The 21,888-nt window shown below is 49.9% G+C and carries 19 protein-coding genes; 14 read left to right on the top strand and 5 right to left on the bottom strand.

Annotated elements, in window-relative coordinates; genetic code table 11:
• Positions 1-2: 2 nt before the first annotated feature.
• From recA to miaA, 4 genes are read left to right on the top strand one after another with little or no spacing between them, the layout of a single operon-like run.
• Positions 3-1,046, top strand: a complete 1,044-nt coding sequence (gene recA, locus BQ7117_RS03315) for a recombinase RecA (protein ID WP_073996184.1) — start codon at positions 3-5, stop codon at positions 1,044-1,046.
• The gene (locus BQ7117_RS03320; RefSeq protein ID WP_073996185.1) at positions 1,046-1,654 is read left to right on the top strand and encodes a regulatory protein RecX; all 609 of its coding nucleotides are present in this window, start codon (positions 1,046-1,048) and stop codon (positions 1,652-1,654) included. Before recA ends, BQ7117_RS03320 begins: the two co-directional genes overlap by 1 nt.
• Positions 1,651-3,183, top strand: a complete 1,533-nt coding sequence (miaB, locus tag BQ7117_RS03325; protein WP_073996186.1) for a tRNA (N6-isopentenyl adenosine(37)-C2)-methylthiotransferase MiaB — start codon at positions 1,651-1,653, stop codon at positions 3,181-3,183. Before BQ7117_RS03320 ends, miaB begins: the two co-directional genes overlap by 4 nt.
• Positions 3,180-4,112: a tRNA (adenosine(37)-N6)-dimethylallyltransferase MiaA gene (miaA, locus tag BQ7117_RS03330; RefSeq protein ID WP_073996187.1), complete on the top strand. Its 933-nt coding sequence runs from the start codon at positions 3,180-3,182 to the stop codon at positions 4,110-4,112. Before miaB ends, miaA begins: the two co-directional genes overlap by 4 nt.
• A gap of 48 nt (positions 4,113-4,160) precedes the next feature.
• Here the strand turns inward: miaA and BQ7117_RS03335 are convergent, their stop codons facing one another.
• Entirely contained in the window at positions 4,161-4,787 is a 627-nt protein-coding gene (locus BQ7117_RS03335; protein WP_073996188.1) for a class I SAM-dependent methyltransferase, read from the bottom strand.
• A 93-nt stretch (positions 4,788-4,880) separates the two neighbouring features.
• Between BQ7117_RS03335 and hflX the strand changes: the two genes are divergently transcribed.
• Complete coding sequence (gene hflX, locus BQ7117_RS03340) at positions 4,881-6,353, top strand: GTPase HflX (RefSeq protein WP_419865608.1); 1,473 nt, start codon at positions 4,881-4,883, stop codon at positions 6,351-6,353.
• Entirely contained in the window at positions 6,350-8,593 is a 2,244-nt protein-coding gene (locus tag BQ7117_RS03345; protein ID WP_237563045.1) for an ATP-dependent DNA helicase, read from the top strand. Before hflX ends, BQ7117_RS03345 begins: the two co-directional genes overlap by 4 nt.
• Before the next feature lie 33 nt (positions 8,594-8,626).
• Here the strand turns inward: BQ7117_RS03345 and lexA are convergent, their stop codons facing one another.
• A complete protein-coding gene (gene lexA / locus BQ7117_RS03350) occupies positions 8,627-9,331 on the bottom strand; it encodes a transcriptional repressor LexA (protein WP_073996190.1) in 705 nt (234 codons plus the stop codon).
• A gap of 227 nt (positions 9,332-9,558) precedes the next feature.
• On the opposite strand from lexA, the gene BQ7117_RS03355 reads away from it, so the two are divergent.
• Positions 9,559-10,143, top strand: a complete 585-nt coding sequence (locus BQ7117_RS03355) for a hypothetical protein (RefSeq protein ID WP_143273962.1) — start codon at positions 9,559-9,561, stop codon at positions 10,141-10,143.
• Between the two features lie 269 nt (positions 10,144-10,412).
• The gene (nrdR, locus tag BQ7117_RS03360; RefSeq protein WP_073996962.1) at positions 10,413-10,931 is read left to right on the top strand and encodes a transcriptional regulator NrdR; all 519 of its coding nucleotides are present in this window, start codon (positions 10,413-10,415) and stop codon (positions 10,929-10,931) included.
• Between the two features lie 13 nt (positions 10,932-10,944).
• On the opposite strand, the gene BQ7117_RS03365 is transcribed toward nrdR, so the two are convergent.
• The 3 genes from BQ7117_RS03365 to BQ7117_RS03375 all read right to left on the bottom strand — a co-directional run bounded on the left by BQ7117_RS03365 (position 10,945) and on the right by BQ7117_RS03375 (position 16,617).
• Positions 10,945-12,789 (bottom strand): AMP-binding protein, encoded by a 1,845-nt coding sequence (locus BQ7117_RS03365; protein WP_073996192.1) that lies wholly within the window; start codon positions 12,787-12,789, stop codon positions 10,945-10,947.
• 226 nt (positions 12,790-13,015) lie between these two features.
• A complete protein-coding gene (gene serA, locus BQ7117_RS03370; RefSeq protein ID WP_073996193.1) occupies positions 13,016-14,233 on the bottom strand; it encodes a phosphoglycerate dehydrogenase in 1,218 nt (405 codons plus the stop codon).
• Positions 14,234-14,364: 131 nt separating this feature from the next.
• The gene (locus tag BQ7117_RS03375; RefSeq protein WP_073996194.1) at positions 14,365-16,617 is read right to left on the bottom strand and encodes a UvrD-helicase domain-containing protein; all 2,253 of its coding nucleotides are present in this window, start codon (positions 16,615-16,617) and stop codon (positions 14,365-14,367) included.
• A 178-nt stretch (positions 16,618-16,795) separates the two neighbouring features.
• Between BQ7117_RS03375 and BQ7117_RS03380 the strand changes: the two genes are divergently transcribed.
• From BQ7117_RS03380 to ftsL, 6 genes are all read left to right on the top strand, one after another.
• Entirely contained in the window at positions 16,796-17,812 is a 1,017-nt protein-coding gene (locus BQ7117_RS03380) for a PAC2 family protein (protein WP_143273963.1), read from the top strand.
• 71 nt (positions 17,813-17,883) lie between these two features.
• On the top strand, positions 17,884-19,110 hold the full coding sequence (gene dinB, locus BQ7117_RS03385; protein WP_073996196.1) for a DNA polymerase IV: 1,227 nt from the start codon (positions 17,884-17,886) through the stop codon (positions 19,108-19,110).
• A 95-nt stretch (positions 19,111-19,205) separates the two neighbouring features.
• The gene (locus BQ7117_RS03390; protein WP_073996197.1) at positions 19,206-19,583 is read left to right on the top strand and encodes a DUF3040 domain-containing protein; all 378 of its coding nucleotides are present in this window, start codon (positions 19,206-19,208) and stop codon (positions 19,581-19,583) included.
• Positions 19,584-19,942: 359 nt separating this feature from the next.
• Positions 19,943-20,374 carry a division/cell wall cluster transcriptional repressor MraZ gene (mraZ, locus tag BQ7117_RS03395; protein WP_073996198.1) on the top strand — a complete coding sequence of 144 codons (432 nt, stop codon included), beginning with the start codon at positions 19,943-19,945 and terminating at the stop codon, positions 20,372-20,374.
• A gap of 96 nt (positions 20,375-20,470) precedes the next feature.
• The gene (gene rsmH / locus BQ7117_RS03400) at positions 20,471-21,493 is read left to right on the top strand and encodes a 16S rRNA (cytosine(1402)-N(4))-methyltransferase RsmH (protein ID WP_073996199.1); all 1,023 of its coding nucleotides are present in this window, start codon (positions 20,471-20,473) and stop codon (positions 21,491-21,493) included.
• On the top strand, positions 21,490-21,888 hold the full coding sequence (gene ftsL, locus BQ7117_RS03405; RefSeq protein WP_073996200.1) for a cell division protein FtsL: 399 nt from the start codon (positions 21,490-21,492) through the stop codon (positions 21,886-21,888). The genes rsmH and ftsL overlap by 4 nt, the downstream gene beginning before the upstream one ends.

Raw genomic sequence — 21,888 nt, forward strand, 5'->3', positions numbered from 1 at the left:
TTATGGCCGAGAAAAATATGCAGGATAAAGAAAAAGCTCTAAATTATGCTTTGGGGCGGATTGATGAGCAGTTCGGTAAAGGCTCGGCAATGCGTTTAGGGGATCACCCGGTGCGTTCGGTGGCGGTAATTCCCACGGGCTCACTCGCTTTAGATTTAGCTTTAGGAATTGGCGGTTTGCCGCGGGGGCGCGTGGTAGAGATATACGGCCCAGAATCTTCGGGTAAGACTACCGTCGCCTTGCACGCTATCGCTAGTGCGCAAAAATTAGGGGGCATCGCAGCTTTTATCGATGCCGAGCACGCTTTAGACCCCGAGTATGCGCGAAATTTAGGGGTCGATACCGATTCTTTGATAGTTTCTCAGCCGGATACGGGAGAGCAGGCACTGGAAATTGCCGATATGCTCATACGCTCGGGGGCACTCGATATTTTAGTAATCGATTCGGTAGCTGCATTAGTGCCGAAAGCGGAAATCGAAGGCGATATGGGTGATTCGCATGTTGGTTTACAAGCGCGGCTCATGTCGCAGGCTTTGCGTAAATTGACGGGTGCACTTTCGGCTTCCGGTACCACCGCTATCTTTATTAACCAGTTGCGGGAGAAAATCGGTGTATTCTACGGAAATCCGGAGACTACTACCGGTGGGCGAGCTCTAAAGTTCTATTCATCGGTACGTTTAGATGTGCGCCGCGGGGAAGCCGTGAAATCGGGGGCGCAGCCAATCGGAAACCGCACCAAAGTTAAAGTGGTGAAAAACAAGATGGCTCCGCCGTTTAAGCAGGCAGAATTCGATATTATCTACGGGCAGGGGATATCGCGCGAAAGCGGTATTCTCGATGCAGCTGCGGAAATTAAAATAGTCACTAAATCTGGATCTTGGTATACCTACAATGGGGATCAACTGGGGCAAGGTAGAGAAAAATCGCGGCAATTCTTAGTAGATAATCCGGAAATAGCTGATGAGATTGAAGCCAAAGTAAAAGAGGCTATGGGAATCGGCGTGCCGGGTGCTGAGGTAGCAGTAGATGGCGATGGGCTTGCGTAATGGTTAATTATGCGGCAGATGCGGATGTGCGAAAAAAGCGCCGTCCGCGCCTTTCGCCCGCCGAAATAAAAGAGCGGCAGGCGGCGCGCGATGCGCAGCGCAGCCGCGCCGATTGGGAGAAGCACGCCAGCAATATCGTCTATCGGCAATTGGGAATGGCAGATCGCTCTGTAGAGCAGTTACGCGCAGCCTTGGCGAAACGGAATGTGCCTAGTGATATTCAAGAATCGACTCTAGAAAAATTTCAAGAATCGGGGCTCGTGAATGATGAAAAATTTGCGTGCCAATATGTACAGATGCGTTTCGCGGCGCGCGCTATTTCGCGGCGGGCTCTGCGCAATGAATTGCAAAAAAAGGGGATCAGCTCCGAGCTAGCCGAGCTGGCATTAGAGCAGATAAGCGCAGAAGATGAAGCAGCAGCTGCGCAAGAATTTGCGCAGCGCAAAATGGCTACTATGCAAGATTTGCCGCGCGAAGTTGTATATCGGCGGATTTCTGGAGCTTTAGCGCGCCGAGGTTTTCCGGCTAGCGTCATCTATGCTGCGGTAGAAATCGCATATTCTCAACATGAAGATGAGGCAGATTCTGCACTAAACTGGCGGGGATGAATAAAGAAAATTTGCCTCGCACTTATAGTATTCGCACTCTCGGCTGCCAAATGAATGTGCATGATTCAGAGCGTCTTGCCGGGATGCTCGATGCAGCCGGCTATGTGCCGGTAGAGTTAGTGCCGCAAAAAGCGGCACGTGCTAGCCTCGCCGGAGATGGTGGAGCCGATATCGTCGTCATAAATACCTGTTCAGTGCGGGAAAATGCCGCAAATAAGCTTTTTGGAAATTTGGGGCAGCTGGCACAAGTGAAGCGAGAGCGCCCCGATATGCAGATTGCCGTCAGTGGTTGTTTGGCACAGCAGCTGGGGGAAAAAATCGTCGAAAAAGCTCCGTGGGTAGATGTGGTGTTTGGTACCCATAATATGAATGTGCTCCCGGCATTGCTGAAACGAGCTGCGCACAATAAAGAGGCGGCAGTAGAAATTGCGGAATCTTTGCAGGTATTCCCTTCGACGCTTCCTAGCCGGCGGGAAGCTAGCTATTCAGCGTGGGTATCTATCTCCGTAGGCTGTAATAATACTTGTACTTTCTGCATTGTGCCGCATCTGCGCGGAAAAGAAAAAGATCGCCGGCCGGGCGAAATTTTACAGGAAATGGAAGCGGTGGTAGCGCAGGGGGCTATTGAAGTTACGCTACTCGGCCAGAACGTCAATTCTTATGGGCAGAGCTTTGGAGATCGAGGAGCTTTCGCAAAACTACTGCGTGCGGGGGGAAATATAGATAACCTCGAGCGGCTTCGTTTTACTTCACCTCATCCAGCCGCTTTTTCCGATGACGTCATTCACGCTATGGCGGAAACTCCCAATGTGATGCCTTCACTCCATATGCCACTCCAATCTGGATCGGATTCGGTGCTGCGCGCGATGCGGCGCTCTTATCGCCGTGGAAAATTCTTGCGCATTCTCGATACTGTGCGAGAATATATACCGCAGGCTGCCATCACTACCGATATTATTGTGGGTTTCCCCGGGGAAACCGAAGCCGATTTTCAAGCTACGCTCGACGTGGTAGAGCAGGCGCGTTTTTCTTCTGCTTTTACTTTTATTTACTCTCCGCGCCCCGGTACTCCCGCGGCGACTATGGAAAAGCAAATTCCGCCGGAAGTGGCGCAAGAGCGTTTTCAGCGTCTACTCGATCTACAGCATCGGATAAGTACCGAAGAAAATCAGAAACTGTGTGGCTCTCAGGTGGAAGTGCTGGTAGCAGCTGGTGAAGGAAAGAAAGACGCCGAAACTAATCGAGTGACGGGGCGGGCGCGCGATAATCGATTAGTGCACGTGGCGCTGCCGGCAGATCTTCCCGAGCGCCCGCGGCCAGGAGATATAGTGGAAGTAGAGGTCACGCACGGGGCTCCCTCGCATCTCGTGGCAGATTCGGCGTTGACGGGAGGATTGTTCCGTTTGCGGCGCACTCATGCCGGAGATATTTGGGAAGAAAATGAACGCCGAAAAGCTCAATTGATAGATGAAATAAATAACCCGCAGGTAGTGAGCTTAGGTATTCCGCAAATCAGAAGGTCTTTATGATTATTGCGGTAGTGGGTCCCACCGCCAGCGGCAAGACTAATTTTTCTTTGCAGCTGGCTCGCTATCTGGGAGGTAGTGCAAAAGTCGAAATAATTTCGGCTGATTCTATGCAACTTTATAAGGGCATGGATATTGGAACGGCAAAAGTCACCCCAGAAGAAGCGGGAGATATAGTACATCACCAGCTAGATGTATTAGAAGTGACGGAAGCGGCCTCAGCAGCTGCTTACCAAAAATATGCGCGCGCAGATCTTGCCGCTATCGAAGCGCGCGGGAAAATTCCGCTCATTGTGGGCGGGTCCGGTCTATATGTGGCAGCTCTGCTTGATGAGCTGCGTTTTCCTGGTACGGATGTGGAAATTCGGGCTGAATTAGAATCTATATATGAAACGGAGGGGTTGGCTCCGCTTGCGCAGGAATTAGCGCAGAAAGATCCGGTTTCAGCGGCCACTATTGATATGCAAAATCCGCGGCGGGTCATCCGAGCTTTGGAGGTAGTGCGGCTTACCGGAGAATCTTATACTCCAGTGTTTCCGCGGCATACTAGCCATTATGCAGATATTTCTTTGCTGGGAATTGGCGTGGAAAAAGCAGTCTTAGAAGCGCGTATTGCCGCGCGCACTGCTGATATGTTTAGCAAGGGTTTATTGGTGGAGGCTGCGCAGGTGCTAGAAGCGGGAATTTTACGGGGGAGTACTGCGCAAAAAGCTACTGGTTATATGCAAGCTATTGCAGTGTTGCAAGGGAAAATTCCGCTTGCGGAGGCAGTCGCCAATACGGAGCAAGCTACCCGGCGGCTCGCTAAAAAGCAGAATACGTGGTTTCATGCCGATCAGCGCATTGAGTGGCTGAATTTTTCGGGAGAAATAACGGATGAAAAATTACGGGAAGCGGCAGCTCACACTGCGCAAAAATTGCAGAACTTATAAAAGGTAGCTCCCGCGTAATTTTATCTCTTAATTTCTATTACCTGGCAGTTATTCAGCAGGGAGAGATTCTTTCCCGACTTGGAAAACTCGGTAGCCTTTTGCGGAACCGATTTTTTCGACCGTATATCCGCCACTCCGTAACCAAGCAGCTAAAGAATCTGCTCCGAGATTTTTCTGCACTACTAAAAAGGCTTGCCCGTGCGGAGAGAGTAGCGCTAACCAGTCACTTAGTAACTTATGTAAAGCAGTTTTTCCAATGCGAATCGGGGGATTAGAAAGTAGCAGATCGATGCTTGTTTCTTGTTTTTGGAAAAGTTGGCGGGCAGATTCTTCTTCCAGCACCTCCAGTGAGAATCCGGCATTTTCCGCATTTATTTTCGTCAGTTCGCGTGCCACTGGATTTACATCTATGGCCGTTATTTTATTTTCTGGGTAATGAGCAGCTAGAGCCAGACTTATCGGCCCCCAACCGCATCCTAAATCAACAATCCGAGCCGCCTCGGGAAGTGGAGGGAAAGGAAATTTTCGTAAAAGCACTGCGGTGCCCTTATCGAGCTGCGTCGGAGAAAATACGCCACCTTGGCTCAGAATCTGATAATTGCGCCCGCAGATTTCTATATCATGCCACGTACGCGGCAAATCGGGGGCTTCACTGGAAAAATAATGCTGTACCACAGTCAACAGCTTAGCCGTTCAGCGAAAATAAAGAGAAAGTGAGATAATTTTTCTATATCGAGGAGTGGAGTAATAGCTATTAACGAGAAGCGAATACCAGAAGAATATCGGGCCGAATTAACTTTGCCGGCGGCATCTTTACAGCAGAGTGCCACTGCAGCCGCCGAAGCGCGGGGAGATTATTTTGAAGTAGAGCGCCGGGCAGCTCTGCACCGTATAAGTGATATTTCGCGTGAGGAACAAGTAGACGTAGAGTATCGGCAGCTGCGCCTAGAAAGAGTAGTGCTGGCGGGTTTATGGACAGCGGGCTCTTTTGCGCAGGCGGAAGAATCGTTACGGGAACTGGCTGCTTTGGCGGAAACCGCGGGGGCACTGGTAGTGGAAGGAATTATCCAGCGGCGGCAAATACCAGATAAATCTACTTTCTTTGGTTCGGGAAAAGCTCACGAGTTGGCCGAAATCGTGGCAGAAAAATCTGCGGATACGATGATCGTTGATTGTGAATTAGCTCCTTCACAACGGCGGGCTCTAGAAGACGTAATAAAAGTAAAAGTAATTGACCGGACGGCTTTAATTCTCGATATTTTTGCCCAACACGCCAAATCTAAAGAAGGTAAAGCACAGGTAGAATTGGCGCAGCTAGAGTATCTATTGCCGCGTTTGCGAGGCTGGGGTGAATCGATGTCGCGGCAAGCTGGCGGGCGCGTCGCCGGTGGAGCAGGAATTGGTGGGCGTGGCCCGGGCGAAGCAAAGATTGAACTAGATCGGCGGAGAATTCGCAAACGCATGGCGAAGTTACGCCGAGATATAAAAGCGATGCAGCCGGCGCGGATTACGCGGCGAGTTTCGCGCCGCCGGCGGGCGGTGCCGGCAGTCGTTTTAGTGGGTTATACCAATGCCGGAAAATCTTCACTCCTAAATAGGCTCACGGCGGCAAAAGTTTTAGTAGATAATGCTCTTTTTGCTACTCTTGACCCCACAGTACGGCGCAGTGAAACTTCTGCGGGGCAGGTTTATACCCTCACTGATACAGTGGGATTTGTGCGCTCCCTTCCTACCCAACTGGTAGAAGCATTCCGTTCTACTCTCGAGGAAGTGGCGGAAAGCGATTTGCTCCTCCACGTCGTAGATGCGGCGCACCGCGATCCCGGTGGGCAAATAGCAGCGGTAAAAGAAGTACTCGCAGAAGTGCCGGGAGTATCCGAAATACCGCAACTAATCGTATTTTCTAAGGTAGATTTAGCTGATAAGCTCACTCTCACCACTTTGCGTAGTGCCTACCCAGAAGCTGTTTTTGTGAGTGCGGTGAGCGGGGTAGGTATTGCGGAGTTGGAGAGCGCTATCGAAAAGATGCTTCCGCGCCCGGAGCTGCATATAGAGGCAGTAATACCTTATGGGCGGGGGGATATTCTCGCGCGTATTCATCGGGAAGGGGAAGTCGTAACGGAGGAATTTTCGGCGGCAGGCACCCGTATTTCAGCTTATATTCATGCAGATATGGTGGGAATTTTAGAGCAAGCAGAGATTTCTTTTTCGCGGAGTTCTGCTTTTGAGGATGTGCGATGAAGAAATCCGCACCGGAAAAAGAGTCGAAAACTAAGGTGAAGAGAAAATCGGAGAAAAAGCCGAAAACTAAGGTGAAGAGAATTCCAGAGAAAGAGCCGGATGTAAATTCCAGTGCGGAAGAATCTGCCGAGCTCAACGAAGATATGGCTGATTCAGTAGCTGGGAATTCACTAGATCCGAATACGGTAGATGCAGCCGCGGAAGGAGTCGCAGAAGAGAATAAGAGTTCTGAGAGTTCCGTGAGTTTTGGTAGTTCTGATAGTGCAGAAGATGTCGATAATGCAGCAGATACCGAGAGTACGCAGGTTCTAGAGCTACTAAAAGCTGCGGTGGCGGAACTAGGCGGCGAAGAGCGTAGCGGGCAATCGCAGATGGTAGAAGCAGTTTATAGTGCTTTAACTCGCAGCGGGCATCTGCTGGTGCAGGCGGGCACCGGTACCGGTAAATCGCTTGGATATCTGATACCAGCTGCTTGTTGGAGTTTAGAAACTGGGCAAAAAGTAATTATCTCCACGGCAACTCTCGCTTTGCAGAGGCAAATTATTCGCCAAGACGCTCCCTTAGTAGCCCAGATAATAAAGGAAAAACTCGGGGAAAATCTCCAAGTGGCCGTGTTAAAAGGGTGGAATAACTATATTTGCCTGCGTAAATCGGCAGGAGGTTATCCAGAAGAAGGTACTTTACTTTCTCGAGCTGAGGGAGAATTTGGAGCTACTGCGACGGGAACAGAAGTAGTGCGTGCGCGCAATTGGGCAGCGGAAAGCAGTAGCGGTGATCGGGATGACTTAGTGCCGGGAGTAGACGAACGAGTTTGGGAGCAAGTTTCTCTACCTAAACAGGAGTGTTTAGGGGAAAAGTGTCCAGTGCGGATATCTTGTTTTCCTTATTTGGCGCGGGAAGCCGCTTTAGCAGCCGATATAGTGGTGACTAATCACGCTATGCTGGGAGTAGAAGCGGCGGGTACCCCCATATTGCCGCCGGCAGCCGCATTTATTGTAGACGAAGCTCATGAGCTAGTAGATAGAGTGACGGCGCAGCTTTCTTGGGCACTCAGTAAATATGAAATTATTTCTCTCGCGCGCTCGCTGCGGCAAAATGGCTTAAGCGATAGTAATTTAGATGATTCAGCGAATGATTTTAGTGAAACTTTAGCGGAAATTCCGGAGGGGCGTATTCGCGAAATTCCGCAAGCACTGCAAGATGTTCTGCTGCGTCTCCAGGGCAGAGTTGGGGAGGCGGCAGCTGATATTGCGGGCATGTCGGGGCGAAACGAAGAAGAGGCTGCGAAAAAGATAGTACTGCGGGCGCGCGCCGGAGATTTATTGAAAACGACGGAAAAAATATTGGGCAATGAGATAAGCTCCGGCCGTTTAGTGGCGTGGAAATCGGTATCGCCTACCGGTAGCGAATCTCTGCAATTAGCTCCGTTGCAAGTGGCAAGCGCAATTGCGGATTCCCTATTTACCGACCGGGCGGCAGTACTCACCTCCGCCACTTTGAAATTAAATAATTCTTTTCACCAGCTCGCCGGGCAGGCAGGCTTTACTCTGCCAGCACAGGGAGAATGGGAAGGCATAGATGTGGGATCTCCTTTTGAGCCAGAGAAACAGGCCATTCTCTATATAGCTAAGAATTTGCCGCGCCCTGGGAGAGATGGTTATGGGAATGAACACTTAGCAGAAATATTGGATCTAATCACCGCAGCAGGCGGAGGAGCACTTTGTCTTTTTACTTCGCGCGCCGGTGCCGAGAAAGCCGCAGCCTATGTGCGTGATAGATGCGATTTGCCGATTTTTTGCCAAGGAGACGACCAACTACCGACTTTGCTGGAGCTATTCGCTGCCGACGAGAGCGCCTCACTTTTCGGCACGATTTCCCTTTGGCAAGGAGTAGACGTGCCTGGGCACACTTGCCGCTTGGTGATAATTGACCGGATTCCTTTTCCTTGCCCTGATGATCCACTGGTGCAAGCGCGCAGTGAAGCCGCACAAAAACAGGGTAAATCGGGATTTATGGAAGTTTCTGCTACGCAGGCTGCTTTACTTCTCGCGCAAGGAGCAGGGCGGTTATTGCGCTCGCGAAGTGATAAAGGAATGGTGGCTATTTTAGATAGTAGATTAGCCACGGCGCGCTACCGGCATTATTTACTTTCTGCTCTGCCGACTATGTGGAGCACTGAAGATGGAAAAATAGCGCGAGCAGCTCTACAAAGACTGCGGGATTCGCGGAAAAGTATTTAAATTAGTGCTTTGTGTGCTAGTGCTTTTTGTGCGCTAGAGAGCGCGTAATACACTTACCACTTTTCCCATGATTTTCGCATCGTCACCTGGTATCGGTGCATATTCGGGATTGCGGGGGAGTAGCCAAGTGTGGCCGTCCTGCCGTTTTAATACCTTTACAGTCGCTTCCTCTTCGAGCAAAGCTGCCACAATTTCACCATTTTCGGCTACTTCTTGCTTACGTACTACTACCCAATCTCCGTCACAAATAGCTGCATCTACCATGGATTCGCCATGTACTTTTAGCATAAAGAGTTCGCCTTTACCGGTGAGTTGCCGCGGGAGAGAGAAAAATTCTTCTACGTGTTGCTCAGCTAGGATAGGAGATCCGGCGGCTATATCTCCTACTAAAGGTACCTGTACTGCTTCTGAGTATTCATCTGTTAGTGAGGTGGGATTTATAGTAGAAGCGGGCTTCGGAGTTGGTACTGAATCTACAGGGAGAATCTGCTGCTGTAAGTATTCTTGCCCAAGCGTTGTAATTTCAATAGTGCGGGGGCGGCGCCGATCTCGAGCAATGAAACCTGCTTCTTCTAGGGAATCTAGTTGATATTTCACGGAAGAAGGGGAGTTTAGCCCGACTATTTCTCCTAATTCGCGCACTGTGGGAGGAAAGCCGTTTTCTGCTATCGCGTTGTAGATAGCGAGAAAAATTTCCCGTTGCCGTCCGCTGAGATTTTGGGAAATATTTTCTGCCATAGTTTTGCCTTAGTTTGGTGATCTTGACGCACGAAAAACTGCGGGAGCGAGACCTGCAAAAATTTTTTCGGAGGCGCCTGTTTAACTTTAAATGTAAGTCTAATTGTTCTTTACACATATTTCAAACATTTGTTCGGAAGTTTCGAACGAATGTTCTGGACTTTTCGAAAAGCGAAGGGTATTGTGTAGAACAGATGTTCGATGAACAAGTGTTCGAGGAGGCTCATATGGTTAAGAAAGCAGTGGTAGACGGCAGTTCTGCATTAAAAGTTGCGGCACTTTCCCAGCCGGCACGGCTGCGGGTAGTTCCGGCTCCTAAATCGCAGCAACTAAAAAGATTGGATAATTTACATTCTGCTCGTGGCGGGCAAATAGTGGCGCGACCGGATGCTCCGCGCACTTATCGGGGTGGAGGTTTACGAGTTGTGCCGAGTGCTCCTTCTGCTCATTCCGGTATTGCAGTGCATATTACTCAGTCGGCTGGGTGTGATATGCGTGCTGCACGGAAATCTGTTACTTCTTCTTATCGTCTCGGTAGTGAGTGCCAAATTACTTCGCGTAATCGGCAAAATTCTCCGCGAGTCAGTAGTGAAAAAGCTCGGAGTTTATCTCCTTATTCCTATCTTTTAGTTACCTTAGGGATGCTAATCAGCTTTGGAATCTGCTTCTTATTAGGCCTCAGCTTAGTAGGTGTAGCAGACGGTTCTCTATATGGGCTTGGAGTGGAAAGTACGCCGGCAGAAATTAACGCTTCTGCGCAGGTGGAAAATCCAGTGCACCTAGAGACTGATTCCGGGGTAGCGCAGCTGTGAATTAGCGGTGAATTGCCGCTAACGCTCCGAATTATTTGCACGTATCGCAGTCATTATTCTCGGAGTTTATTTCGCAATTTTGTTTTTCATGCATTAGCTTTTCTGTGCCAAACAAAAACGGAGAAAGAAGTAAGAGCAGAGAGAAGCAAAAGTAGAGAAGCAAAATTAGAGAAGGAAAAGCGTAGAAACAGATTCGGAAAAGTGCTGTTTAGAATAATCGGAATAGAGAAAACTTGCATAAAGTGGTGACTTATAGATATTTTAGCGGTATGCGTTGTCCTTTTTGCCACAGTGCTGAATCGAAAGTAATCGATACCCGCAGCAGCGAAGATGGTCTGTCTATCCGCCGCCGCCGGGAGTGCTTGGCATGTCAACGCCGTTTTACTACCACTGAATCAGCTTCTCTAACAGTCGTAAAGCGCTCTGGTATTCAAGAACCTTTTAGCAGAGAAAAAATTATTTCCGGAGTGGGGAAAGCCTGCCAAGGTCGGCCAGTGACCGCTGACCAACTGGCCTTATTGGCGCAAGAAGTCGAAGATACAATTCGCTCGGAGGGTTTTTCCCAAGTCGAAGCGCAAAATATTGGCTATGCCGTATTGCCGCCTTTACGTAAGCTCGATCAAATCGCTTATCTGCGCTTCGCATCGGTGTACTTAAATTTTGAAAATCTCGAAGATTTTACCCAAGCAATTGAAAGCCTGCGCGAAGAGCAGACGCACTCTGCAGATACGCCCGCTTCTCCGGCTTCTCCATCCCCGCAGTCGGCCGATACTCCTCCCCAAGAGTAGGCAATCGGGCTAATTACTCTTTCGGCGTAGAGTCTGAAGCAGTTCCGGGGGCAGAATCTGGAGCTTTATTTTCTTCCAAATTATTTGGCGTTGCATCTGCCACTGGCACATCTAAAATTTCGCCATCGCTATCAGTATCCGACTTCGGCTCTTTAGTTAATTTCTTGCGCCACTCTCCAGATACCATTTCAAAATTTTCTAATTGCTCGCGCACGCTCCGCCGCAGTACTTTTCCTAGTTGGGAGCGCGGCAAGGAATCCATGATTGCAATCGACTTCGGCATGGCGTAGTGGGAAAGCTTCTTTTCTGTCCATTGGCGTACCGTTTCGAGATCTATCTTAGCCCCAGGTTCGAGCACAATAGCTGCCACGATATTTTCCCGCAGTCCTTCTTCTGGCATTCCCACTACTGCTACATCTGCTACGCCGGCAATATCTCGTACTGCCGATTCAACTTCAGAGGGATATACATTGAACCCGCCGTTAATAATCATCTCTTTGCGCCGATCCGTCATTACTAGGAATCCATTATCCCAGCGGGCTAAATCACCCGTCCGTAACCAGCCATTATGGAAAGAAATTTCCGTTTCCGCAGCATTCTGGAAGTAGCCACAAAATACTTGTGGGCCTTTCACCAGCATTTCTCCAACTTCTCCGAGCGGCATTTCTACGTCCGGATCATCAGGATCTACTACTTTTACTTCGGTAGAAGGGAAAGGTAAGCCGAGGGTAGAAGGGCGGCGCGCCGGTGAAACTGGTGAGCCAGCTACTACCGGGCTCGCTTCCGAAAGTCCATAGCCTTCAATAATGAAACCACCGGTAGCTTCTTCCCATTTCGCCGCTAGCTGCGGATCGAGGGGCATAGCGCCCGAAAAAGAGAAACGAATTGCGGAAAGATCGGCATCTGTGCCAGCAGCGGAACGCAAAATTCTATCGAACATAGGTGGTACGCCCGCAAAAAAAGTGATGGGATGGCGTTTATTTCCCGCGAGCACGATATCTGCATCAAACTTTGGTGCCATCACCTGCGTTGCTGCTAAAGATACGCATAGCGCTAAAGAGAGCTGCAGGCCAAAGGCGTGGAAAAATGGGAGTACAGAAAGTCCCGTTTCATTTCCGCGTTGAAAAGTATTCATCCAGCAGCGAATCTGGGTGGTATTGGAAACTATATTGCGATGACTCAACTGCACTGCTTTAGGCGTGCCGGTAGTGCCGCCAGTTTGAATTAATACGGCGATAGTATCTAAATCCGGCGCGCGCAATAAATCTAAATTGAGCGGCTCGGCATGGCGCACCATATTATCCCAAGAATGCACACTGCTTGGTACGGGAGCAGTGAGTTTTTCTTTTTGCTGTTGCGCAGCCTTAATAGGTAACTTCAACAAAAGTTGTGACTTGCGGGGGAGCGCTCTTATGAGATTCACAGCCAAGAAAGTGTAGCTCAGATGATCGCTATCTTGTAACAGCCGGTTAATAGTGGAGTCCCAGGCAATGACTACGCGCGGCTTCACTATTTCTAGTTGTTGGGTAATTTCCTCTACTGCCGCTATCGGGTTGTGCTCCGATACAGTAGCTCCCAGATAGCTAACGGCGAAAAAAGCTACAAAATGTTGCGGACAGTTGGGAAGCAGAGTGGCGACTACATCGCCTTCGCGTACCCCGCACATCCGCAATACGCTCGCGGCGCGCTGTATTTCTTTATATAACTTCCGGTAGCTGTATTCACTTCCTAAGAAATCAATAGCTACCCGTTCAGGGTAATCTTTTACGGCTTTATCTAGCAGATTCGTAAGAGTATCGGAAACTTCCGGTATTTCGGGAGTTACTCCTTCTGCGTACAGGCTGCGCGCGTAGGTCATTGCATCCAAGACTCTTCTCCTCTTGTAGTTGTGATCGCTTCGGAGGCGGGCAAATCTTAAACCGCAATGACGGTTCATTTGCGCTTGCCGCAACGCTACTCAATATACTAGGCAGCGGTAATTTCCAAAAATTGACACTCGCAGTGGAGAGTTTTCTTAGGGAAAATTTCGGCTCTGCTCTCTGCTAGTTCGAAATTTAGTTTTCCCAGCGCAGCCGCTGTGAATCTTAATTTTCGTTTTGCTGCTTAAGGATGCGCAGGCGGATATGCGCGGGAGAACTTTGCAGTTCGTCTATAACGGTCGGGCTTATCTCCGCCGTCGTATCCATGACGATATAGCCGTACGGGCCCCGAGTAGCTAATGACTGATAGGTAATATTAATACCTTCATTAGCGAAAAGTTGATTTACTCGCGCCAGAGCTCCGGGCGTATTTCGATGTACCCAGCCAATTCGATAGAGAGAATCTACTCCGGGAGACGGAGCCAGGTTGGGGAGATTCACCGACATATGTGTTTCTCCGCGCTGCCAATATTGCATCAATTTTTCGGAGACGAAACCACCGATAGATTTCTGCGCTTCCATCGTAGATCCGCCGATATGTGGAGTGAGAATTATATTGTCGAATTTTTGCAGTTTAGTATGGAATTCTTCGCCATTAGCTGCCGGTTCGCTCGGATATACGTCAATTCCAGCTCCGGAAATAGCTCCTGATTCCAAGACCTCTTGCAGTGCCTCTAAATCCACCACATGCCCGCGCGCCAAATTGATGAAAACTGCACCGGGCTTCATTTTGGCAAATAGCTCGCGAGAAAAGAATCCGGCATTGCTTTCCCGCCCGTCAATATGGAGCGAAACCGCATCTGAATTAGCTAAAAGCTCATCCAGGCTATTTACGCGGCGTGCATTTCCAATCGCGAGTTTTTCGACAATATCGTAAAAGAGCACTCGCATCCCCACCGCTTCTGCCAATACGGAAAGCTGGGAACCGATAGAGCCATAGCCGATGATTCCTAAAGTCTTCCCGCGCACTTCGTGGGCGCCGGCGGCAGATTTCTCCCAAGTCCCACGCTGTAGCACTTTATTGCGGGCCGGTAAATGGCGAATTAGCGCAATAATCTCAGAAATAGCCATCTCCACCACGGAACGCGTATTGGAATAAGGAGCATTAAATACGGCAATTCCCGCTTCGGAGGCTGCCGAAAGATCGATTTGATTGGTGCCGATACAAAAAGCGCCAATAGCTGCCAAACGGGGAGCAGATTCAATTACTTTGCGTGTGATATGAGTCTTGGAGCGCAAGCCGACAATATCTACGTCCGCTAGTTCCGTAAGTAGTTCCTCTTCACTGAGTGAACTAGGGATGCGCCGTACTTGGCAGCCATATTTTTCAAAAGTGGTATCGGCAATAGTATGCGGATCTTCCAGAAGTAGTATATTAGCCACTATTTTACTTTCCTTTAGCCAGTGCACAGGCCCGTATTTGGTTATTTAAAAGCTCTGCTCTCTCTGTGAGCATCCGGATTCATTCTATATCCCCTTGTATTGGCTTGCCGCCAATCAGAGCTGGAAAGTGGTCATACTAACCCTGGTGGGAGTGCTTCGGTGCTGAGAGTGCACATGCGGTGTGTAGCTCTGGTAAGGGCTACATAAAAATCGCCTAGTCCCTCTTTCCCTATTTGGGTCGGTTCCAGCAGTATTACGGTGTCAAATTCTAAGCCTTTTACTTCGTGCGCACTGCTCACTTTGATGCGCTGCCCAATTTCTGGTGTATTTACTGAGTACCACTCAGCTAGCTCCGGCGCAGAGGTGAATAGTTTATGCCATTTTTCTACTTGTGTCGCGGGAGTTAATACTGCGATAGTGCCGATATTCTTTCCGTATTCGCTATCCAGGGCTCGCAGTTCCGCTTTTAGAATCTGCACTGCAGTTTTTTCTAATTCAGCGGGAGAAATTTTCTGGCTATAGTAGCAGTTCTCTCTATCGCGTACCGCCTGCATCGGCTGTACCGGCTTCCCCAAAGCTGCCATAGCTTGCGCGGCTCGCTCTAGAAGAGAACGGGGAGTGCGGTAACTAATCGTGAGCGGTTTTACTTGATACTTGCCCCCTAATTCTTTTAATACGTTTTCCCAAGAATGCGGCGAACCGGCTGTGCGTTGATCTAAATCTCCGACAATCGTCATAGAACGGCGCGGATTACGCCGTGCCAGCATCCGCCACTGCATAGGGGAAAGCTCTTGAGCTTCGTCAACCACTATATGCCCGTAGGTCCAGGTACGGTCATTAGCTGCTCGTTCGGCCATAGAGGTGCGCCCACCTACTTGCTCGATTCGCTCCTGGAGCATATCGCTGCTCACTATGCCTCCTCCGAGCTGCAGAGAATCCATAGTTTCCTGCACGTAGGCGGAAAAATCAGCGGCTTTCTGGGTTTCCAGCGCTTGCTGGTAGCGCTCTTCCGGAGTGTAGAAAGGTCCTAAATATTCTGCTAGTTCATCCAGAATAGGAATATCAGCACTGGTGAAGCCATTTCCCGGTTGCCGGCGCAGGAGTTGGCGCTCGCGGGCAGAAAGCTGGGGGGCAGCTAAAGCGAGCACTTCCGGCCATTTATACATATGTTCCAATAGCCATTGCGGAGAAGCGGGCAACCAATGTCGATTAATGAGGCGGCGAATTTCGGGGTTGCTGGCGATATCGTTAATTATCCATTCATCAGCAGTTACGTTAGTTTTCAACTCGGCGGCGAGCCGCTCGGAGAGTACCGATACTAAAAAACGCGCATAGGTATCGCGTGCTTGGTTATGCGTCTTGCCGCTGCGCCGCGCCCGTATTTGTGCCTCCTGTACATCGCTTGGCAAGAGTGCAATATTCTTGCCCGCTATGCGCAGCGGAGCGGGATCTTTTAGGGGTTTCTGTAGAATGAGCCGCACTGCTTGCCGCGCAATATGAGCCCAGATGGTTTTTTCTTTTATGGCTGCTACAGCGGCAGGCTCAGTGGCGCTTACTCGCACAAATGGCAATAGATTGTCGATGGTAGTTGATACGACATTTGATTCACCTAAAGAGGGAATCACCTGATTTATGTAGCGCAGAAAATCGGAAGAAGGCCCTATCACTAAGACGCCGGAGCTGGCCAGTTCTTTTCGATAGGTATAGAGCAAATAAGCAGCCCGGTGCAGGGCTACGGCAGTTTTCCCCGTCCCGGGGCCACCCTGTACCACCAGTATTCCGGCGGCGTCGGTGCGAATAATTTGGTCTTGTTCTTTTTGGATAGTGGCCACAATATCGCCCATTTTGCCGCTCCGAGCGCGGCGCATAGCAGCGAAAAGTGCTCCTTCGCCCGTAAGATTCATTCCGGCGGAGTCGGCAAAGTCGCTATCTAGTAGTTCGTCTTCTACGCCAATCACTTTCCGGAATCGGCTTTGAATATGCCGCCGCCGCCGCACTCCTTGTGGATGCGTGGCAGTGGCTTGATAAAAAGCTTCGGACTGCGGAGCCCGCCAGTCGGTAAGAATAATATTTTGCTCGGCGTCGCGGAGAGTGGTGCGCCCTATGTGGAGTACTTTATCGGCAAAATCTAATCTGCCTAAGACGAGGTTATTCTCTACATTGCGCAGCATCTGCAAATTGTCTTCATAGTGGGTGGCAAAGGAATCTCTTTCGCGCCGCCCGGCGGGGGTGCCTTGCCCGCCCGCTTCGCGCACCTGACCGAGCCGGTTTTTATAATAGGATTCATCGCGGTCTAAAGCTGTGTAGGCTTCGTCGATAAAATCCTGCTCTTCGGCAATAGCTTGTTGTAAAAAAGCTTTTTCCGAAAGGTTGTTTTCTTGCAAAAAATCTCCTCGTCTGAAAACTGTGCCTAATAATTATGGCTGATTTTCTACTATCTGTCACTAATTGCTGCAGAGTAGTGAAATAGCTGTCCCTATGTGATTCCGCGGGGTGCTTTTCTACAAGCGTTATATACTTAATAGTGTAGAGAATGATTTTTCGGAAATACGGGGAGGCGGAATGCAGGATCTAATTTCTTTTGCGCAGACGCGCGCTGATTTAACTGTGCCACATCTCGTACTCAACCCGATAGATCCTTTAATCGATGCCGGGCATGTGGCGCAGGCGGTAGATGCGGCAATAGCAGATTTAGATGCGGTAAACATTGCCCTTTTTTCTGCCGATCAACTCTATGACTACCGTGCGCAGCGCCCTATAGTTACCTATAGTGACGGGAAAATAGCCGATTTCGTAGCTCCGGAGCTCTATCTAAATCTCGTGACGGATATGAGCGGGCAGAGTTTTCTCTATCTAGGTGGGCAGGAACCAGATTTTAATTGGGAAAAAGTAGCGAAAAGCATTATTTCCATAGTGGAGCGTTTCCAAGTGCGCCAAGTCTATTCACTGGCGGCGATGCCCGGTACAGCTCCACACACGCGCCCAGCGGATATGCTTTTGCGCTCTACGGCGCCGGATAGCAGCACTAAGTTTATTAAAGGGCAGGTGCAGCACTACGGAGCGCTTCCGGATCTTTTTGAATTCTATGCGGAGAAAAACGATATTCCGGTAATGAATATCCGGGTACGGGTACCTTTTTATATTGCAAAAGGGGCACAGCCCTTTATCTCCGGAGCTCTGGCTGCCATTAAGATGATTGCAAACCTGGGAGGCCCGCGGCTGCCATTGGGAGATTTGGAGCAATTAGAGGATCAGCAGGTAGAAGGGTTAAATCAGATACTTGCGGAGAATCCGGAGCTGCAGACTCTCTTAGATCATTTAGAAGAAGATTACGATTCAGCTGCGGGAGACGAAAGCTTCGTAAAGACGGAAGAAGAAAGCCCAGCTATTCCCAGTGCGGAGGAAATAGGGCAAGCTGCCGAGCGTTTTTTGGCTGCGCAGACTGATAATCCTTTGCAAGAAATTTTTTCGGTGGGGGATAAAGACGGCAAAAAGCAGGATAATCTGCCGAGTGCGGCGGAAAGTTCGGAGCGAGGAGATACTTCGGCTCCACGCCGGCGGGGGCGCCACCACTACTGACGAGGCTGGCCGTATTATGCGGCGGCGGTGTTACAAGAATAGCCGGATTTTAGTCCAAGGAGGCGGTGTCTATGTCGCGGGGGCCGCGGCCGGTAGATTTACGGCGAGATTGGGGTAAAGACGACTCTCAAACTCCGATATTGCACGTGGATATGGATGCTTTCTTCGTGGCAGTGGAATTACTCGATAAACCGTATCTGCGGGGAAAACCGCTGGCAGTGGGAGGGATGGATCGAGGAGTAATTTCCACTGCTTCCTACGAGGCGCGCCGTTACGGAGTAAATTCGGCTATGCCGGTCGGGAAGGCGCGCCGGCTTTGCCCGCAGTTGATTATTCTCCCGGTAGCGGCAGAGAAATATAGAAGTGTATCGGCGCAGATAATGGAGATATTGCAAAATATCAGCCCGGTATTTGAGCAAGTGTCTATCGACGAGGCTTTTTTAGATGTGCGCGGAGTGCGCCGATTATTCGGTTCACCGCTGGAAATTGGGGTAAAAATACGTACCGCAATCCACACGCAGGTGGGAGTGGCGGCATCAGTGGGAATCGCCTCCACTAAGCATTTAGCTAAAATAGCCTCCGCGCAGGCTAAACCAGATGGTTTGCTCCTGGTGCCGGAATCAGAATCTCTAAATTTTTTGCATCAACTTCCCGTGGGAGCGCTGAACGGGGTGGGAGGAAAGACTCAACAAAAATTAACTTCCCATGGGGTGGAGCGAGTTGGAGATTTAGCTATGCTCGGGGAGAAAAATTTAATATCTTTGCTGGGTGAGGCAATGGGAAAACACCTCTATGCCTTGGCGATGAACGAAGATAAACGCCCAGTAGAGCCGGAGACTCGGGAAAAATCTATTAGCAAAGAGGCGACTTTCTTCGAAGTTCTTTCTACACCAGCTGCAGTGCAGCCAGTATTATTGGAGCAATCTCATGCGGTGGCGCGCCGGCTGCGCTCCGGTGGCTACTTAGCATGGACGATAAGTATAAAAGTGCGTTTCGGTAATTTTCAGACTTGCTCCCGCTCGCTCACGCTCGGAGCTCCTACTGATTTAGGTGCGGATATCTACACAGCGGCGCAGCGACTTTTTGCCACTCTTCCTTTTCCTGATTCTGGTATTCGCCTGCTGGGAGTGCGCGCACAGCAGCTTACGTCGGGGCAGTCCGGAGTGCAGCTCGCTTTCGGAGCGGACGAGCGGCAGAGTAAAGCGGAGACGGCTGTCGATGCGATTCGCCGTCGTTTCGGATCGCAAAGTGTGCGCCCAGGTTCTCTGGTGAAAGAGCAGAAATCCGAAAATAAATAGGTTTCGGCTATCCTTATCGCGGGGCTTTCGCTATTCTTTGTCTTAGTAGAGATATAATTTACCGAGATATGCCGGGTGGTAGCGAGGAGAAACTAATGGCACTTTCTGATTACGAGCGGAAGATGCTGGAGGAGCTGGAGTCGCAGTTACACAGTGACGATCCGAAGTTTTCGGAGACTTTGAAGAGTGAAAAAACTACCGCTACACAGCTGAGTATTGCTCCGAAAAATTTAGTGGGCGGAATTGTGATTATAATTCTCGGTTTAGCGGTGGTTATAGCTGGCGTAGCGGCAGAGATAGTGCCAATCGGTGTAGGGGGAGTGGCAGTGGTATTTGCTGGATTCTGGTATTTGAGCTCTGGATTTGTGCGAAAAGAGAAGAAGGTTACTCCTCCAAAACGGCCGAAAGGGGCGCCGCTGAGCTTTTTTGAAAAGCAGGCAGAAGAGTGGTTGCGCCGGCAAAAAGGCCAGTGATTAATATTTTATAGAGTGCGTGCCGCGGAAATTTTCCTAACGAACCTCGGCGGCTCTAACTAATTAGTTTTATTTAATTCCCGCTCCGGATTTCCGGCAGCGGGAATTTTTTATTGTGGAGGGCGCTATTTAAGCGCGGCTCTGTCTAGGCACGATTCTATTTAGGGTGGCGTTATTTGGAGGCGGGGCGGAGTACTCTAAATTTTCCCCAAATTTGCCTTAAATCTCAAAAATTCCCTCCACCACATTTTCCCTTGAAATATAGCCATAATCTCTTGAAGTAAAGGGTATTTTTAACTTGCATGTGGCGCAAAGTGGGGTAAAATGGAGTTATCTGTAAAAGGAATGGGAGGTGGATAGTGTTTCTAGGCACGTACGAGCCGCGTTTAGACGATAAGGGGCGCTTAATCCTCCCTGCCAAATTCCGTTCGCAACTCGCTTCTGGTTTAGTGGTGACGCGCGGGCAAGAGCATTGCTTATACGTATTTCCACTCAATACTTTTACTGAGATTCTGGCTAAGCTACAGCAAGCTCCTTTCACTTCTAAAGAAGTGCGCGCCTACGGGCGAGTATTTCTCTCTGGAGCCAGTGATCAAATTCCAGATAAGCAAGGGCGCATAAATTTGCCGGTGAATCTGCGCGAATATGCGGGCTTAGAAAAAGATTTAGCTGTAATCGGTTCCGGCGAACGAGTAGAAATTTGGGATCAGCAGGCTTGGGAAGCCTACCTAGAGGGGAATGAGGCCGAATTTGCAGATAGGGAAGAAGAGCTAATACCAGGAGTTTTCTAGGAGCATTAGATTCCTCACTGCTTTGGGAGGTTATTCCCCGATTTCCGAAAGTGGTGGGAAATCTAGTGTTCCTAGTGGTAAAAGAGAGGAAAAGCCGTGAGGGAAGCATTACTTTCTGCGTCTCCAGCAGATTTGCACACTCCGGTACTTTCCGCCACCTGTGTAGAACTATTAGCTCCTGCTTTGCAGGCTGAGAATTCAGTCTTTATCGATGCCACACTCGGTTTAGGTGGCCACACTGAAGCAATTTTGCGTGCCTGCCCCCAGGTAAAAGTAATCGGTATAGATCGAGATACGCAGGCTATAGAGCTGGCCACGCAGCGGCTGCAGCCCTTTGGCGAGCGTTTTCAAGCCGTGCATGCCACGTATGACGAAATCGGCGAAGTAGCTAGCACCTACGGCACAGCCGGGAAGGTGCAAGGAATTCTTTTCGATTTGGGAGTTTCCTCCTTACAAATAGATGCCGCGGAGCGGGGATTTTCTTATGCACAAGACGCCCCCTTGGATATGCGTATGAATCCAGAGCAGGAGATGACGGCGGCGTCTTTATTGGCAGAGGTAGAGGAAGCGGAATTGAGTCGAATTCTGCGTGAGTACGGAGAAGAAAAATATGCTGGGCGGATTGCGCGGGCAATTATCCGGGCGCGTACTTCCACCCCTTTGCAGAGCACTGCGCAACTAGTGGAGATAATTCGGGCTGCTATACCGGCCCCTGCGCGCCGGCGCGGCGGCAATCCGGCAAAAAGATCTTTCCAAGCTATTCGCATCGCCGTCAACAATGAGCTGCAGATACTTTCCCAGGCAATTCCGGCGGCTCTTCGCTCTTTAGCTCTGGAAGGGCGGCTGGTAGTGGAGTCTTATCAGTCTTTAGAAGATCGAATTGTGAAGCAAATTTTTGCTCAGGGTTTACGCTCGCGCACTCCGGTCGGTTTACCGGTAGAGCTCGCCGAGGATCAACCCTATTTACAAGCTTTAGTGCGGGGAGCGCAAAAGGCTTCTTCCGCCGAAATCGCTGCTAATCCGCGCGCTGCTTCGGTGCGTTTGCGGGCAGTGCAGCTAATTAGAGAAATACCAGATTGCGCTTCTTTAGGGGCGTCTAATAAGGGAGAAAATAAATGAACGCCGCAAACTCTACTGCTCAGCAGCTGCGCGCCCCTCAATCTCGGCCTATTATTTCTGCTCCCGGATTGCAGGTGGTGGCTAGTCCCGCTCCGTCGCGCACATTCTTCGGCACGCTAATTATTTGCGGTGTCATATTCTTAACCTCGATTATCTTGGCTTTTTCTCTGAACACTTTGCTAGTGCAGGGCGCCTATGAATTAAAGAGCTTAAAAGTGGAGTTAGACGAAGCCGACGCTCATATTAATACTCTCGAAGGAGAGCTAGTCGGGCTATCTAGTCCCGCTAAGCTGAGCGAAAATGCCACTAAACTCGGCATGAAACCAGCTACGGAAATGCGCTATCTTAATCTTGAGACGGGCACTATCGCCGATAGTACAACTAAATCTGACTGA

The sequence above is a fragment of the Arcanobacterium urinimassiliense genome (assembly GCF_900119495.1).
Taxonomy (GTDB): Bacteria; Actinomycetota; Actinomycetes; order Actinomycetales; family Actinomycetaceae; genus Arcanobacterium_A; species Arcanobacterium_A urinimassiliense.

Coding starts and splice junctions, on each gene's coding strand:
- recA (WP_073996184.1), top strand. CDS start 3: ATGGCCGAGAAAAATATGCAGGATAAAGAAAAAGCTCTAAATTATGCT.
- BQ7117_RS03320 (WP_073996185.1), top strand. CDS start 1,046: ATGGTTAATTATGCGGCAGATGCGGATGTGCGAAAAAAGCGCCGTCCG.
- miaB (WP_073996186.1), top strand. CDS start 1,651: ATGAATAAAGAAAATTTGCCTCGCACTTATAGTATTCGCACTCTCGGC.
- miaA (WP_073996187.1), top strand. CDS start 3,180: ATGATTATTGCGGTAGTGGGTCCCACCGCCAGCGGCAAGACTAATTTT.
- BQ7117_RS03345 (WP_237563045.1), top strand. CDS start 6,350: ATGAAGAAATCCGCACCGGAAAAAGAGTCGAAAACTAAGGTGAAGAGA.
- lexA (WP_073996190.1), bottom strand. CDS start 9,331: ATGGCAGAAAATATTTCCCAAAATCTCAGCGGACGGCAACGGGAAATT.
- BQ7117_RS03355 (WP_143273962.1), top strand. CDS start 9,559: ATGGTTAAGAAAGCAGTGGTAGACGGCAGTTCTGCATTAAAAGTTGCG.
- nrdR (WP_073996962.1), top strand. CDS start 10,413: ATGCGTTGTCCTTTTTGCCACAGTGCTGAATCGAAAGTAATCGATACC.
- BQ7117_RS03365 (WP_073996192.1), bottom strand. CDS start 12,789: ATGACCTACGCGCGCAGCCTGTACGCAGAAGGAGTAACTCCCGAAATA.
- BQ7117_RS03380 (WP_143273963.1), top strand. CDS start 16,796: ATGCAGGATCTAATTTCTTTTGCGCAGACGCGCGCTGATTTAACTGTG.
- dinB (WP_073996196.1), top strand. CDS start 17,884: ATGTCGCGGGGGCCGCGGCCGGTAGATTTACGGCGAGATTGGGGTAAA.
- BQ7117_RS03390 (WP_073996197.1), top strand. CDS start 19,206: ATGGCACTTTCTGATTACGAGCGGAAGATGCTGGAGGAGCTGGAGTCG.
- ftsL (WP_073996200.1), top strand. CDS start 21,490: ATGAACGCCGCAAACTCTACTGCTCAGCAGCTGCGCGCCCCTCAATCT.